This is a genomic window from Limibacter armeniacum, assembly GCF_036880985.1.
Lineage (GTDB): Bacteria > Bacteroidota > Bacteroidia > Cytophagales > Flammeovirgaceae > Limibacter > Limibacter armeniacum.
This window is the reverse complement of the sequence record NZ_JBAJNO010000003.1, coordinates 16,045-31,620: the sequence shown is the minus strand read 5'-3', so window position 1 is coordinate 31,620 and position 15,576 is coordinate 16,045. Positions and strand designations below refer to the sequence as shown.

At 36.8% G+C, this 15,576-nt stretch carries 19 protein-coding genes; 6 read left to right on the top strand and 13 right to left on the bottom strand.

The genetic code is table 11. From position 1 onward, the window contains the following. Positions 1–308 precede the first annotated feature (308 nt). The 5 genes from V6R21_RS02550 to V6R21_RS02530 all read right to left on the bottom strand — a co-directional run bounded on the left by V6R21_RS02550 (position 309) and on the right by V6R21_RS02530 (position 5,973). Positions 309–1,586: a T9SS type A sorting domain-containing protein gene (locus V6R21_RS02550; RefSeq protein WP_334240582.1), complete on the bottom strand. Its 1,278-nt coding sequence runs from the start codon at positions 1,584–1,586 to the stop codon at positions 309–311. 214 nt (positions 1,587–1,800) lie between these two features. Then, on the bottom strand, positions 1,801–2,421 hold the full coding sequence (locus tag V6R21_RS02545) for a Crp/Fnr family transcriptional regulator (protein WP_334240580.1): 621 nt from the start codon (positions 2,419–2,421) through the stop codon (positions 1,801–1,803). Between the two features lie 208 nt (positions 2,422–2,629). Next, the gene (locus V6R21_RS02540) at positions 2,630–4,231 is read right to left on the bottom strand and encodes an alpha/beta hydrolase (protein ID WP_334240578.1); all 1,602 of its coding nucleotides are present in this window, start codon (positions 4,229–4,231) and stop codon (positions 2,630–2,632) included. Between the two features lie 191 nt (positions 4,232–4,422). Continuing rightward, complete coding sequence (locus V6R21_RS02535; protein WP_334240576.1) at positions 4,423–4,758, bottom strand: cyclic-phosphate processing receiver domain-containing protein; 336 nt, start codon at positions 4,756–4,758, stop codon at positions 4,423–4,425. 108 nt (positions 4,759–4,866) lie between these two features. Next, positions 4,867–5,973 carry an IS4 family transposase gene (locus V6R21_RS02530; RefSeq protein ID WP_334240574.1) on the bottom strand — a complete coding sequence of 369 codons (1,107 nt, stop codon included), beginning with the start codon at positions 5,971–5,973 and terminating at the stop codon, positions 4,867–4,869. Positions 5,974–6,321: 348 nt separating this feature from the next. Here V6R21_RS02530 and V6R21_RS02525 point away from each other — a divergent pair, with 348 nt between their 5' ends. Further along, positions 6,322–6,750 carry a Fur family transcriptional regulator gene (locus tag V6R21_RS02525; protein ID WP_334240572.1) on the top strand — a complete coding sequence of 143 codons (429 nt, stop codon included), beginning with the start codon at positions 6,322–6,324 and terminating at the stop codon, positions 6,748–6,750. Positions 6,751–6,753: 3 nt separating this feature from the next. Here the strand turns inward: V6R21_RS02525 and V6R21_RS02520 are convergent, their stop codons facing one another. Further along, positions 6,754–7,995, bottom strand: coding sequence for a GTP-binding protein (locus V6R21_RS02520; protein WP_334240569.1), 1,242 nt, complete (start codon positions 7,993–7,995; stop codon positions 6,754–6,756). A 1-nt stretch (position 7,996) separates the two neighbouring features. After that, positions 7,997–8,419 carry a MerC domain-containing protein gene (locus V6R21_RS02515; protein WP_334240568.1) on the bottom strand — a complete coding sequence of 141 codons (423 nt, stop codon included), beginning with the start codon at positions 8,417–8,419 and terminating at the stop codon, positions 7,997–7,999. 112 nt (positions 8,420–8,531) lie between these two features. Between V6R21_RS02515 and V6R21_RS02510 the strand changes: the two genes are divergently transcribed. Next, positions 8,532–8,846 (top strand): hypothetical protein, encoded by a 315-nt coding sequence (locus V6R21_RS02510; RefSeq protein ID WP_334240566.1) that lies wholly within the window; start codon positions 8,532–8,534, stop codon positions 8,844–8,846. Further along, entirely contained in the window at positions 8,839–9,279 is a 441-nt protein-coding gene (locus V6R21_RS02505; RefSeq protein WP_334240564.1) for a DUF3299 domain-containing protein, read from the top strand. Before V6R21_RS02510 ends, V6R21_RS02505 begins: the two co-directional genes overlap by 8 nt. A gap of 180 nt (positions 9,280–9,459) precedes the next feature. On the opposite strand, the gene V6R21_RS02500 is transcribed toward V6R21_RS02505, so the two are convergent. From V6R21_RS02500 to V6R21_RS02480, 5 genes are all read right to left on the bottom strand, one after another. Then, positions 9,460–10,206, bottom strand: a complete 747-nt coding sequence (locus V6R21_RS02500; RefSeq protein ID WP_334240562.1) for a GNAT family N-acetyltransferase — start codon at positions 10,204–10,206, stop codon at positions 9,460–9,462. Then, positions 10,203–10,652, bottom strand: a complete 450-nt coding sequence (locus V6R21_RS02495) for a DMT family transporter (RefSeq protein ID WP_334240559.1) — start codon at positions 10,650–10,652, stop codon at positions 10,203–10,205. Before V6R21_RS02495 ends, V6R21_RS02500 begins: the two co-directional genes overlap by 4 nt. 171 nt (positions 10,653–10,823) lie before the next feature. Next, entirely contained in the window at positions 10,824–11,426 is a 603-nt protein-coding gene (locus tag V6R21_RS02490) for a Crp/Fnr family transcriptional regulator (RefSeq protein ID WP_334240556.1), read from the bottom strand. Between the two features lie 68 nt (positions 11,427–11,494). Next, a complete protein-coding gene (locus tag V6R21_RS02485; protein WP_334240554.1) occupies positions 11,495–11,785 on the bottom strand; it encodes a hypothetical protein in 291 nt (96 codons plus the stop codon). A 66-nt stretch (positions 11,786–11,851) separates the two neighbouring features. After that, a complete protein-coding gene (locus V6R21_RS02480; RefSeq protein ID WP_334240553.1) occupies positions 11,852–12,283 on the bottom strand; it encodes a hypothetical protein in 432 nt (143 codons plus the stop codon). A 163-nt stretch (positions 12,284–12,446) separates the two neighbouring features. Between V6R21_RS02480 and V6R21_RS02475 the strand changes: the two genes are divergently transcribed. Further along, entirely contained in the window at positions 12,447–12,845 is a 399-nt protein-coding gene (locus tag V6R21_RS02475) for a hypothetical protein (RefSeq protein ID WP_334240551.1), read from the top strand. A 4-nt stretch (positions 12,846–12,849) separates the two neighbouring features. Here V6R21_RS02475 and V6R21_RS02470 read toward each other — a convergent pair whose 3' ends face one another. Then, a complete protein-coding gene (locus V6R21_RS02470) occupies positions 12,850–13,821 on the bottom strand; it encodes a helix-turn-helix transcriptional regulator (protein WP_334240549.1) in 972 nt (323 codons plus the stop codon). 100 nt (positions 13,822–13,921) lie between these two features. Between V6R21_RS02470 and V6R21_RS02465 the strand changes: the two genes are divergently transcribed. Continuing rightward, a complete protein-coding gene (locus V6R21_RS02465; RefSeq protein WP_408612970.1) occupies positions 13,922–14,608 on the top strand; it encodes an ABC transporter ATP-binding protein in 687 nt (228 codons plus the stop codon). Positions 14,609–14,620: 12 nt separating this feature from the next. Next, positions 14,621–15,574 carry an HlyD family secretion protein gene (locus V6R21_RS02460; protein WP_334240545.1) on the top strand — a complete coding sequence of 318 codons (954 nt, stop codon included), beginning with the start codon at positions 14,621–14,623 and terminating at the stop codon, positions 15,572–15,574. The last annotated feature ends 2 nt before the right edge of the window (positions 15,575–15,576 follow it).

The following is a 15,576-nucleotide window of genomic DNA, read 5'->3' as shown; positions in this document are numbered from 1 at the left end:
GGTGAAATTTCCAAATAAGGGGTGAATAGTTCTGGGGGCTTTTCAAGAAGTGCCTAAACGTATTTTCTTGATGCAAGAATCCTCTTGCAAGAAACTGATATTTTGATCTTTTCTGACATGTTTGACTTTTACTATTTTACTCGAATAGCTGAGAGGTTTTGAGAAAATTAAATAGGGGAGTGTAGAGAGTTTGTTCATTCAGTTTTTTTGGAAATAGTCCTAACCAAAAATAAAGAGCCAAACCCTTTGGGTCTGGCATAGGACAGATAAACTTGATTTGTTTGGTCATACAATGAGACTGTTACACTTTAGTCTTTAATCAACTTTCCTGTGACCTTGCTTTGACCAATATGGATACTGTAAAAGTATATTCCTTTCTTTAGACGGTCAATATCTATTTTTTCCTTATTCCTGAGTGTTTTAGATAGTATTTCCTTTCCGTTTATATCATATAGGGCAAAGGAAGTCTGTTTGTAAGTGTTGGAAAACTTAACAATTATACATTCCGATGCAGGGTTGGGATATACACTCACTACATCCTGATCAATATCGTCAATACCAGTAAATACTTCCTCAACTGAATAGTAATACGCCGTTTCACGGAACTTCTCCATTTCACTGATTGTGTGATTGTATTTTAGAGCTTGTTTACTGATTATTTTATGATGAAAAGCTACTCTTTCGTTCGCATCTAGGATTGTAGGCAAGCGTAAATTACTATTGTCTATAGTGTAGTCAAAATTAAAAACTTCTTGTACTGTTGTAGTGTCGAAATCCCAAGTTTTGTTTGTGCAGGAATTCACATGATTTTCATCGTCAAAGCCATAGGATTTTGCTTTTGTAATTTTCCAGTCTTTGCTTGCTTTATCCCACTCATATTCATTCGTGCCATACACATGCCATTCATCGTAATCATAAAGTGTCTGCTTTTTTAAGTATGGGATAAATTGTTTAGAATCAACACTCCAATTTGATGAGGTAAGAAGCTCTATATATCCATTGTTGTAAGCATACTCAGTTTTACCAAACAGCTGCCATACATCTGAGCCTTTTTGTTTGTTGTAGATTGTGTCAACCAGTAGATCACCTTCAGCATTATAGCTATATTGTGTTTTTTTGACCGGTACCCACTCTTCTGAGTCTGTAAATTTATAATATAGCGTGTCAGCGATTATTACACCCGCTGAATTGTAACTATTTACCTGCTTTTTGATCTGAAGCCATTTCCCATCCCCAAATAGCCATTTGCTCTCTGTTATTTCAGTCAGTTCTTCTTTGTCGTTATAGGTGTAATCTATTCTCTGTCCTGACTTTGAGAGTATATGCCGTTCATAACTTAATACCTTATTATTATTGTATTGCGTGATTTCTTTGGTTACGTTCTTCCAATGTTGGTCGTTTTTGTCCCATATTGAGTTGATGACTAAAGTGTCATTGAAATTCTCATCATAGACAAAACTCTTTTTAAATAATTTTTCATCCCATTTTCCAGTTGATTCATTAAAGCGATAATCAATAATACTATCTAACTTGTATGCATTGGTTCCATCAGAAAATAAGAGTGTTTGTTTTAAAGGATTTGACATTTGCTTGAGATGCTGATGTAATCCGGTCTCCACTTCTAATGTTGTTAACTTGTTTTGGGTTTGACTATATACTGATAATGTAATCAATGAACCAATCAAAGAAAAAGTAATATACCTAAGCATGTTGATCTAAATGTTTCAGTTTTGGGTACAAGAAAATAGTTGTTTCTTAAACTGAAGTTGCCTCTAGATAACTTATCCTATATTTTTTGTATTAATTGCTTTTATTCAGCATTAGCCTATATTTTTTCTTCTCTTTACTGTATTGTTGAGGTGTCATATTCAGATAGCTGGCAATGTATTTATCAGGTGTGTCTTCCAGCATCCAGTTTGCGCGCTCAATAATTTTATGAAATAGCATAAAACGCTTGGAGGGACATCTGTACTGCAATAGGAACATTCTGTTTTCACGGTCAAGCAGTATTTTTTCATAGACTTTGTACATGATATAGCTAAACTCATGATACTTTTTAGCTAGCATTTCTAAATCATTCTTTTTGATAGTAAGAATCTCAACATCAGTAATTGCTTCGTGAATTTCGACCGAAGGAGACCCATCGATATAACTCTTTAAGCTGTTAAATGAGAGCCCTTTTGGGGTAATATTAATGGTGATGGGGATGTCTTCATCAAATACATATTGTAATACAACGCCTTTTACCACAATATTGGAATTGACTTCAATGTCTCCAGCTCTTAGGATAGCCTCTCCTTTTTTATATGTTTTCTTACTGATATAGTCTCTTATTTCTTCAAAAAGGTCTTCACTCAATGGTTCCGCTGATTCAAGAAATTGATGCAATACTTTATAGTCAGAACGGCTTATTTTGTTCATTGAATTAATTGTTTTCACTAGTTTGTACTTTTTAAATAAAGAACAATTATAAAATTAATAAATGGATTTAGACGGACTTAAACCATTTGCAAATTTTATGCACTTTATAAACACGCTTAAGTATAAAATAAAAAGCCAAACCTTTAGGGTTTGGCTCAGGAAAGCAATGCGATTTTATTTCTAAATATGTTTTATGTAAAGGGGCTTATTACTCTGCCGCAGTCCCAATTAATGAGATTAATCCATTGGAAAATGTTCCCCTCCAATTAACATAGTTGTGACCTCCCTTAAATTCATGATAATCTACTTTATAACCTTTTAGCTCAAGAATATCTCGAAATTGTCTATTCATTCCAAGCATGGAAGCTCCTGCATCATAAAGCCCAATATCCATATAGAATTTGATAGGTAGTAGTTTACTCTGCTTATACAAGTCAATTAGCATTCCGTTGTCTTCTGGATAAATCCAATGGTTTTCATCGTTGGTTCCTTTTATCCAGTATGAACCTGATTGGGAGATTACGTTTCCTATTACATCCGAATGTTGTAATGCAATATAACTTGCAGCAAATCCTCCTCTACTTGAACCAGCTAAGATGATTTTATCAGATATAGGGTAAATATTGTATGCTGAACGAGCCCATGGAATTAATTCTTTTGAAATGAAATTCCCAAATTTTTCACTTATTAGGTCTTTACTTCTTTTACCCATTGACCATACTAAAACTGTAACTGTAGGAGTGATCTTTTTATCAGCAAGTAGGTTATCTACTATGGTGGGAGTTGGTATTCTAGCTTTGCGATTGGGTCTTGCCCCATAAGCTTCACCATCAAAAACGATTAATAGATTATGAGGTTTATTGGGATTATAATTTGCAGGTGTATGGATCGTTATTTTTCGGTCTTCCTGTAAAAAATCACTGTAGATTGAAGTAAGGAATAAGCTGCCTTTTTCTATACCGTCTCTTTCTGAGATGTAAACCTGCTTTGGTGCACTGGGCATTTCAACTGTACCATCATAAGCGTGTTCTACACTCCTTGATACTATTTCTCCATTTGGTCCGGCTTTATCTAGGTTGAAATAATTGAAACCGTAATTAAATCGAGCATCTTTAGGTACTCGCTGGGTTACAAAAAATAATTTAGTATTTGGTAATCTCTGAAATCTTAATCCTAAAAAATCAGGTCCGCCACTTAACATAACATACTCTGTGTTTTTGTGAGGCACACAGAAGTAAGTTACAAGCATATTTGAATCATCACTATCAATAAGCTCTATTATATGACTTTGGGCTTGAGCAGCTAAAAAAGTGTCAATAGCTTTATCATCAGTAAGCGAGGCTTCCCATAGATTATATAATGTGTCAGTTGGAAGTTCTCTCTTTATAATACGCCTTGTATTTTGTTCCAAAGTTAAAATCTGTTCAACTTTTAGTTGATAGCTTCCTTTGAAGGTGTTTTTATCAAGTGTATGAATATTTATTTTATAAGTTCCAGATTCATTGGAAGTTATATCAATGGCTTCAACTCCATTTTTTCCATTGGGACTCTCAATTTGTTTTAAAAGTTGACCATTTGGCTTATAGATATCAATTACAAGATCTATATTTACCTGTATAACCTTTCCTATAATTGCCATCCCATTTTCTAAATCAATAGTATATGTATGGTTTTCAAATGAAGATATAGTTTCTTCAATAGCTGTTTCAGTATTTAACTTTCTTCTATCAAGTGTTTGGGCTGAAATACAACTTATACTTAAAACAAAGAAGAGAATCGTTGACAACTTAGCTTTGCAAAATGAGTTCATTGATATTTTTGAGTAGATAGTTCTAGTTGTAAATATTAAAAAAATAACTGATTACTTCTTACTTATCTTTTTATCTTTAAAATGCAGAAATCTAGGTTATAACACTGCGAAAGTAAATAGGTTGAATTAACTGAAAGCTGTTATCATTAAGATTGATTAGTACTAGCAGAGATTATAGTTGGTGACTGTTTTTACTTTTCATTTAAGTGCCTGATATAATTAGTCAAAAGCCCATGAATCTGTTTGGCTGCAACTGGATTAGCAGAATGCACTTTAAATTTTAGGTTAGTTAAGTCAAGTTCGGATTCATAAACTAACCATTTGGCTGCCGCATAGCCGTCTAGTGCGACCTCTCCTTTATTATCTAGTCCTAGGTCATTGTCAAAACTGATGAAGTCGGGAAGACCATTTGTTTTTATGTAATCAACAAAGTCGCTGTACGTCCTTACGATGTCAAATTCCGATTCCATGGATTTATCGTAAACCATATTGATTGTCCTAATGTCGTCTAGAAATAGTTTTTTCATTTTTAAAAAAGCATTTAATTTTAATCCTTTTCAATATAGTATTAATCTAAGATGTATTGACGGCTATGGGATGATTTAATGGTATTTAGCACTCTACGGTACACTTTTTTATAACCAACTAAAAACCAGTTTTTCAGATGGTGTTTTGGGACTAATTCCCCTCCAAAACTTCTTCCAAAGTCCTTTGATCTCATTACCTACTTGGCGGGATCTCGTACAGAAATGTTCCTGCAACAGATCTTTTCCCTTTCTGAAATAGCTGTTCTCCCTGTAACCGTGGTTCTTTACTTTTATGTTTTGTACTTTTTCATGGAAAGCCACGCCAAATAAGTGACAAACAGCAAAGGCCATACACACCACAGCAAAAAGTCTTTCAAGCCGATCCAATTTGGTCAGGTGAGTGGCTTCCAGGTTGAATCCCCGCCCTTTGAGCGACTGGAAGAACACCTCGATGCTCCACCGTTTTCTATAGCTTGACAGCAAGCCTCTTTTCATCAGGTTTGAGACTACGATCAGGTAGTCCTTTCGCCCGTTTTTATCCTTGGTCATCTGCATGGAAAGAGTCAGGTCCATTCCATAGATCGTTGCTCTTCGGTCAGTACAGCGAAAGCCTTCTTTGCTCCATACCTCTCCTGTTTTCTCCACACCATCGATGTTGATTTTGTGGTGTGATGGAATCCGAACGCAGAAGACAATCCCTTGCATGGTCATAAACCGAAGCCACTTTTTGCCGATAAACTCCCGGTCTGCAATCACTTTCCCGATCCGTTCGGGAGGCACAATCTGAAGTACTTCCTTCAGCAAATCAATACGCTCCTGCTGGTGGCTGTTTCCTTTTTTGTCCAGTAGCCGAAAAGCCAGTGGGAAACCCACGCCATGACTGTAGGCCGTCACGGCCAGAATATTCACTGCCTGCTTTCTGGACTGCCAGTTGGTTCGGTCAATGCAGAGGGTGATCTTTCCGGATGGCAGGCAGGAAAACAACCATGCCATCAGGGCCTGATAATTGAACACAGCTCCTGACATAAAGCGTTTGACTTGCTTGGTCCGAGAAGCTTTTTGCGCCTTGGATGGCAAGTTTTTGGCTATCTGATGAAATTGCACATTTTCATCTTCCACCAAGGCCGTAATTAGCTTGGCTAGTACCTGTTTGCTTGGTTTGCCTTTGACGATTTGGAAACCGCAGAGGATTTCAAGTATATTTGCAGTCAACATAAAGGTAAAGGTCTGGCTTGTGGTTTTGGCGAACGGCAAAGTTAGACCTTTGCTTTTTCTTGCCCCAATCAGCCCTTAAATAACCTGCAAATATCCTGTAATCCAGTATTACACCCTTAACTCACTTTGTTATTAAAACGGTACCGTAGAGTGGGTATTTAGTTGTAGAGAGTAGGGACTTTGCCATTACCTAATTAAGTATTATAGGAAGTTAGATTGATCTACGGACTTCCAGCTTCTATATCAGGTAAAATGTGTTAAATTAACGAAACGTTGTTGCGTCTGTATTCGTCACTATTATAGTATATCGAATGCCTGAATAACAGTTTAAATATATACTTTTGCGACATGGAGAGGTTTAATATAGAAGAAAGCTTAAAAGAGCATGGTATAAGGAGAACACCATTTAGAATTGAGTTGTTGACTTTATTTGCTGAGGCAAAACATGCTTTGTCCCATCACGATATCACTGAAAAATTAAAGCCCGGACAGGATAGGGTTACTATCTACCGGGCATTAGATGCTTTTGTTGAAAAAGGGTTGATCCACAAGGTGCCTGATGTCCATGGGGCTATCGCAAAGTATGCACTGTGTAGCCATGATTGTTCATCAGAGAAACATGAAGATGATCATATACATTTTGTATGTCACAAGTGTGAACAAACCTACTGTATGGAAGATATCCACATTCCCAAGATTTCTTTACCGAAGGGATATCAAAAAGATCACTCCGATTTCATCATTCATGGAACTTGTGAATCATGTTCAAATTCATAAAGCTTAAGAACTCAATTTACTTTTATGTGGAGGAATGGCACGTTGTACTGGCCAATGGTCATCTCCTCCATTTTCCCAACTTATCTTGGCTATCTCATCCTTTGTACACAGACAAGCTTCCAACTCTTCCAATATTTGAGCTTTGTTTAAGTCCTGTCCTATAAACACTAACTCATTTTTTCGGTCACCAAAAATTTTATGCCAGCCATCTTCAATTTGTTTTTGGTTATAAAGAAAGCTTGGGAAACCAGCACGGACATGGTAGGGCATACTGCTCCACCAAACTCCTGCACTGTCTGCCTGAAGCGAACCTCCTGCCTGACTCCATACCATTGCTTGGTCAGGCCGAGAAGACAGCCAAAATAATCCTTTACTGCGAATAATACTGGTGGGAAAACCTTCCTGAATATACTTCCAAAACCGCGCTGGGTGGAACGGTCGCTTATCCCTGAATACAAATGACCCAACTCCATATTCTTCCGTTTCCGGATTGTGACTGTCTTTTTTCAACTCTTCTATCCAACCGGCACTTTGTTCAGCTTCTTCATAGTCAAACAATCCAGTTTTCAGGATCTTATCCGGACTGATTTTCCCATAGGATGTTGTCAAAATATTAGCCCCTGGATTAAGCTTTTGTATGGCAGACTTCAAAGTCCCCAATACTTCCTCTGATACTAAGTCTGCTTTATTTAAGATAATCACATTGGCAAATTCGATCTGATCTGTAAGTAAGTTGACTATCGTTCGGTAATCTTCTTCCATATCTGTCAGATTTCTGTCCTGCAAAAGCTCTTTGCTCCCAAAGTCCTTGAAAAAATTGAAGGCATCTACTACGGTTACCATTGTATCAATATAACTGAACCTACTTAGGTCAATGCCGTTTTGCTCATCCTGAAAGGTAAAGGTTTGGGCTACTGGAACTGGCTCAGAAATGCCAGTACTTTCAATTACCAGATAATCAAAACGGTTTTCCTTGGCCAGTCGCTCTACTTCTACCATAAGGTCTTCACGTAAGGTACAGCAAATACATCCATTACTCATCTCTACCAGTTTTTCCTCTGTTCTGGAAAGAGTTCCTTCATTTTCTACCAACTGTGCGTCAATATTCACTTCACTCATATCATTTACGATAACAGCAACTTTTAACCCTTGCTTGTTGTGTAGGATATGGTTAAGCAACGTGGTTTTTCCGGCGCCCAAAAAGCCACTGAGTACAGTTACAGGTAATTTTTTTACTCCTAACATTTTACTTTGATTTATCTTGATCTAAACACTCTGGAAACATGGTATTCGCTTGTTTAATGTGTTTCCAGTTCAATAGGTGAGCAATAGCTATCACAACTCCTCCACTTGAAGTCAGCATGATTTCTTTCCATTCATCTTGTAAAAAATGACCAGTCACAATCAGTATAAAACCAACCACTACAACAGTCATTGCCAATGGTTTTTGGTGGTGTTTGTAGTAACCATGTATAAGGGCATAAGAGGCAATAATAAAACTGGCTAGAATAATCGAATACTCGATCCAGATATGATCTAGAAACTGGAGTCCGGTAAGTGGGACAATACTTAGAAATATGGGTAATGCGATACAATGCACAGCACAAAGCAACGAAACACTGAACCCTATAAAATCCATGTTGGAACCTATAAACTGATGATTCTTCATATAAAACTATTAAATGCAACAATGTTGCAAATATAGTCGTGCATTTTTTAAACGCAACAATATTGCGTTTAAAATTATCACTCGCTATGTTTGCAAACAAAAAGGAGAAGATATGTTCAAGACTAGGTCACTGATTTCCGCATATAATGAACAGCACCACTTTAGCTTCCCTGACATTGAGCTAAAGAAGGGGGGCTTACCTATTCTAGGAGAGGCCGGTATAGGGAAAACCACCCAACCGTGTAGGGTTGTGGTTGGTTTCTTATCAGATGGAGGCAAATTATTTCGACAGTTTTTCCAGATGGGAATAGACAGCAGAGGAATGGCGAATTTTTTAACTGCCTTGTCAATAGGATTATTGGCGTCCTTACTTCCTGGAATCCAAGTATTCAATATCAATATCTCAAAAACATTGACCAATGCTTAAGCTTGTAACCATACTTTTTTTACTGCTCAGTTCTCCCGCACTTGCACAAACCAGCATTACTTGGAAGACACTTATGGATGTACAGTTTACCGACAAATACAGCCAAGAGGTTGATGCTTATTATTACTACCCTCATTTTGGTCCAAAGGTGAAATCATTGGAAGGTAAACATGTATGTCTTAAGGGATATATACTGGCTATTGACGACAAAAAGGGAATCTATATCCTGTCTCGAAACCCATATTCTGCTTGTTTTTTCTGTGGAAATGGTGGTCCGGAATCTATTGTTGAATTAAAGCTCAACCCCAATCACCCAAGGTTCACTATGGATCAGGTAGTCACGATTAAAGGTAGGTTAAGACTGAATCAGGATGACGTTTATCAATGCAATTATATACTGGAAAGTGCAGAGGTTTATAGGGAAGGAGGATAAAAAAACAATATGCCTAATAGTATTCAATAGCCCATTTTTTTGATGGCGTGCAAATAAAAACCAGACCCAAGTACTCTTTGGGTCTGGCTTAGAAAATATAGTTTGTAAGCTTGGTTGTGACTGTTCACTCCTTATGGTTTTTATTCTAACTAGATAAAAGGTGGTGTTTGAAATGATTTACTATGTATAGTGTTTTAAAGTGTAGTTTCTGATCAAAAACTGCTCTTCAAAACCTAGTTTCAGGTATAAGTGTTTGCCCATACTAGACGCTTGTAGGGTTATATATTCATATTGATTTTCAACTGCAAGATTGATCAGTAATTTCATTATTTGCTCTGCATAGCCCCTTCTTCTCATTTCAGGTGGAATACCCACAGAATGAACACCCAAAATACGATCGGTTTTATGTAATAATGCTGTACCCACAGCCACATGATCATGATACGCTATGTAAAAATTAATATCCTTATATGTTTTACTAACGGTTTCATGACTAATGATATAGCCGAATGACTTTTTGAATAGCTCAGCCCATAGTTTAGCTTCAGTCTCGTTTGCAACACGCTGTATTTTTACATGACCTTCAGTTTCAAAGCGGCTTTGTATTTTCAATAACATGCCAACTTGTTCAAAAGTAGCTTTGAAGCCATTGCGTTCTAAAATGGAAGCCTCCTTTTGGTGTTCAATATTCCAAACAGGCAATGTGATTTTGGAAGTTGAAGCAGCTATTTTCTCTTTAAGGGAGTCAACAGTTTGTTGTGTGATATTTTGGTTAAACCATACTCTGTTTGGCCATTCAGCATTTTGAATTTCACAATATTCAAAGCCTGACATCTTGGAATAGGCATTAAATGAACTTCCTACTGTCTTCCAAAGTGAAGTCAGGTTATCTATATTCGCTTGCTTTAAGCTGGTTGTCTCTTTCATTTTATATTGATTAAAATAATTCCTGTCATCATTATCATAAGGCCTAAACCTCTTTTTATAGTTATTGGCTCCATTGGTAAGTTTAGCCATCCGAAATGACCAGCAATTGTAGAAAATGCTAACTGACCAAATAACCCCAAAGAGATCATTGTTGATATGCCTAGTTTTGGAATGGTATAATAGTAAAGACTAATCCCTAAAACGCTGAAAAGTCCTCCTGTAAACCATAAATAAATGGGAATCTGTTTTAAATCGACCCAAGTCGGAAAGCTTCTGACACTAAGTAAAACAAAGGCTATTGCAAATACAGTACTGCTGAAAAAAGCAACTACTGACGCCAGCAAAGGGTTTTTAAGCAAGATCCCTAAAGTCGAATTAAAGCTCCCTTGAGCAGCCAAAAAGATTCCTCCTAATATGGCTAGCGCAGATAGTGTTATTTGATTCATGGCTTGTCAAATAAATCACTTATTGGTTTTCTTTCCAGTAGACTGTATGGTGTACAGCAAATAGTTGCATAACACCATTTTAAGTATTTGATATAGTTCATAATATTTTTGCTATAAGTGATAAGACAAAAATATTAGAAGGGATTGCCTATGGCATTTACATATGTTGATTCAATGACTTTTTTTTAAATCTTTTCGAATCCTGCTAAGCTGGGTGGGTGTAATACCTAGATGCGAAGCTATGTGTAGTTGTTGTATTCGCTGATCTATATTGGGATGTTTTGAAAGCAAGTCCAGATACCTTTCAGTAGCATTTTGCATAACAATGGAAATTTCTCTTTGCTCTTTTTCTATCACCCAATTGTTTTCCAGATAAGCGATATAGAAGTTTTTCAAATCAATATTTTCCTCTATCAGTCGTCTGTATTTTTGATAGTTAAGGCTGATCAAAATAGTATTATCTTCTAAAGCCTCTAGGGTGAAGTTGGAAGGTTTACTTAAGAGGTAAGAAACTGTTGAGCCTGCAAAGTCAGTTTCAAGAAAAATGTTTTTGTTGTAAATATTTCCATTGTAATCGGTGACATAAGCCCTTAGGGCACCTTTACAGACAAAGTATACATTTTTTGCAACCTGTCCATTTTTCAGTAAAATCTCATTTTTCTCTAATGACTTGAAATCTATTATTGATTCGATTAGTGACCAGGATGCATCTGAAATGGGCGCGTAACTTTCAAACTTTAGTTTTAACGCTGCAATGTGTTGTTCTTTTTCCAAAGTGGTTCTTTTTTAGCATTTAGCTGTAAACGATAATTGGTGTACTGTCTTTTCTGAAAAAGAGAATGTTAGCTGTAGTGTTTCGTTATATAGTCCTGAAAGATATGTAGTATTTCTGGGAAATTTTTTCTGCCAAAGCCAATCCTTGCATGAGATTTACCATACTCAAATGTTTCAGCAGGTAGCAACATAATTCCTGTTTCTTTGACAAGTTTTTCTGCAAATTCAAATGTAGGGGAAGCTAAATCCAATACATATTTCATTTTATATCCATCACAATATGAGCTAGATAGCATGTATTTGGTTGGAGATTCATATTTGGCAAAATATCTTTCTATAGCGAAATCTTTTATTTTCATATAATAAACTACCAAGGTATATTAAAAATGGAAGGAGAGTTTTGAGTGAAGGTTATTACTAACGGCTTAGAATCTAATGATTTCCAATCCGTATTTTCTGACAATTGGCAAAAGCTCGATTTGAAAATCTGATTTACTTGAGAATATTGATAGACAGAAATCATATGACATTTGAATTGCTACTGTTTTATTATCATTGAAGTAAATAGCGGATTCCATATCAGGTGAATATATTTCTTGTGTTAAAAGCGATTCAGGATTGATAGTTTTTAGGGGTTCCTGATTGGGGTCATAGCTAAATATTGGTTTAGACATATAATCAATAAACCCCAAAAAAAAATTATTGAGTTTGTTACAGCTTTCTAAATAAAAGTCAGTTCCAATTTTTGGAAAATATAGATCAAATTCCTCTCTACTTAAATAATGATCCCATAAGGAAATCGTATTTATGTTCTTTTCATCAATTAATTGATGAATCTGTCTTTTGTTGAAATCCATTAACTATAATAGTCTCGAAATCAAGTGTTTTAAAAGTATGATGCTTAGCTTATTAGGTCGTTACAGTATACAGCAAACTAATATGGGATTTAAGTTAAAACTATTCACCAAACTAATTCGTAAAATATTAAAGAACTATACTTTCTAAAATGATTCTAGCGATATGAATTTTATATTATTATCAGAAACAGGAGATGAGACTCACTATGCAATTTCCGACAGTGAATATGAAAGGAATAAAAAGCAATTGGAAACATATGTTAGAGCACAAAATGCCAACATTCCGATAAGTAAGGTATATGTGTCAGGGGTTTCAGAATACGTTGTAGCTGATCTCTTTAATAAGTACTTGCAAGTGGGCGTTAGAGGATTTAATGGAGAATGTACTACTCCAATGTTTGCTAGAGATGGTGAGCTAGAGGTAGGAGCTGAAGTCGTTGTGGCTACAGTCAATCAAGAATTTAATGAGAAGTACAGTGATTTTGAATTGATCGAACTGCTTGAATGGGAAGAGTATATGAGAATACAGCTTATAGCATTCAAGCAGGTGAAAATAAATTAAACCTTTATTTGTGAGACTGTACAGAGTATTTCTTAGGTTTCATTCCGATATGCTCCTCAAAGACTTTTGTAAAATGACTCAAGTTGGAAAAGCCAAGTTGATATCCTACTTCTGAAACACTCATCTGCTGTCCCTTTAGTAGCCTTGCCGCTTCCTGCATCCTGAATTTCTGGTAATAGTTATAGATACTGCTTCCAAATATTTGTTTAAAGAGTCTTTTCAACTTTGATTCACTCATTCCTATCTCATTGGCCAGTTCTCCTAATATTGGTGGTATACCCAAATTTGAAACGATCTTGTCCCTTACCCGATAAATACTGAGGGCATCTTTTTCATTCAAAGCCTGAACAGGAGCATTTTCTCGCTTGTGTAATTCTACAAACAAGAGACATAGCAACTCTTCCGCCTTTATCCTGATATAAAAATGGTGAAGGTTTTCTGGTATTTCATTCTCAATCATTTCCATAGCCACCTTTTGTATTTGAGGGGAAAGGACTTCTTCAAACAGCAATGGCTGATTGCCGTTGAGTATCATATTCAATAAAGAGGATTCATCCTCAATCCCCATCAGTGTTCTCAATTTATTAGAATCTATCGCCAAGAGAATAGACCTGTATTTGGTTTTGCTTGGATAGAACATCTCAAAATTTAGCTTACCCTTTCCAATCTGTATGGAAGGTAGTTCCTCAATTTTGGCAACCCCATCACTTTCACTTTTTGGAAATACATTGTTCAGTGTTACAACAATCCGTTCACTGGAATTGCAAGGATCAATTCGTTTTGCCAGCAAATCCTGATTGAGCTCATAGTTCCTGATCATCAGCCCAACCGAATTATCGAACATAAAGCCTTGTATATAACCGTTGCCCTTTTTTTCAGGAATATTTAGCCTGCCATTGCTATCTACTTTACCGCCAATCAATTCTGCTAGGGCAAATAAAAAACCGGTAGGCTGCTTTAAAGTCAGCTTTAACATGATTTTGACCGTTTTCTGATATTAAGTGAGCTAATATAGGTATTTTATCACTATCCAATCACTCAATTTTGTATCGTAATCAAAAACAATAAATCAAATGATGATTGCGAGACTAAAAAATGCAAACAAGATATACGAAACGCAGGCAGGAAAATTTACTGCATTGGCAAATTGCAACCTTGAGTTATATGAAGGAGAGCTGCTTTTGATCATTGGTCCATCAGGATCAGGCAAGACCACCTTGTTATCCCTTTTGGGGTGTCTGATCAATCCTACTGAAGGAACCCTTGAGATAGATGGGAAAAATGTGGACGACCTTCCTGATAAGGAAATGGCAAAGGTAAGGTTGGATACCATTGGGTTTGTGTTTCAGCAATTCAACCTGCTGGCACCGCTTACAGCGGCTGAAAATGTGGCATTCCCATTAAAGATGAGAAACATGAAAACTGCTGAGATAAAGCAGAAAACGGAAGAGGCGCTTAAAAAAGTCAATATTTCTGAGCATAAGCATAAACTTCCTAAGCAGCTTTCTGGTGGTCAACAACAGCGGGTAGCTATTGCCAGGGCATTGGTGACAGACCCCAAAATTATCCTATGTGATGAGCCAACTGCTTCACTGGACAAGCATAGCCTTGAAATTGTGATGAAAGAACTGAAGGAGTTGGCTGAAGGTGGGAAAGCCGTTGCAGTGGTGACGCATGACCCTCGCCTGATGGAATATGCAGACCGTGTAATTGAAGTGGAAAACGGGATTGTGAATGAAGTAAATAAACAGACAATAAACTGACAGACAGCAAAAATGAAAAACCAAAAATTATTCAACGGCATATTGGGTATCGGAATGATTGCTCTGCTGATGGCTTGTTCAGCCGACGCAAAGAAAGTAGATGATAACAATGTGAAGACTGAGCAGACTGAGATCAATAAGATAGTAGGCATTGCCAAGATTGAACCTGAAAAAGGGTTATTGAATATCTACTCGGCTGCCAATGGTAAAGTGAACCAGATTATGGCAGCTGAGAATGAATTGGTAAGTAAAGGTGCTGTCATCTTGGATATGGAAAAAAGCGCTGACCTGGCACAATTAAAAATTCAGGAGGGTAAAATTATCAGCCAGCAAGCATCCATAAAATCAGCAGAAATCAAAGCCAAAATTACCCTGAATGATTGGCAGAATGCACAGAAAGATTTGGCGGTAGATGAAGCGCTTTTCAACTCAAAAGCGATTACAGAAAAGGTACTGAAGGATAGCAAATCCAAAGTAGAGAAGCTTCAGATAGAATACGAAAAACAATTGGCAGAGATAGCTTACCAGAAAAGTGGCATGCAGGAAATCAATGCCAATATAGCCTACCAGAAAGCAGTATTGGCAGATAAAAATGTCAAGGCTGCCTATGACGGAAAAGTACTGAAATGGGATGTACACAACGGGGATTTTCTTACTGCTGGGGAAAAGCTGGGACAGTATGCACCTGATGGTCATTTGGTCGCTATAACAGAAGTGGATGAGCTTTTTGCAGACCGCATTAAGACAGGACTGAAAGCCGAAGTGATCTCACAGGTCAACGGGAAGACAATCGGTAAGGGAGAAGTAGTATTTGTTGGAGGTTTTTTGAAGAAAAAGTCACTTTTCTCTGATGAGAATACTGTAGAAGACCGACGTGTGCGAGAAGTGAAAATCCGATTGGATGATAATGCACAGGTAATGATTAATAACAGGGTGGATTGTGTCATCTATTTAAATCGGAACTAGCC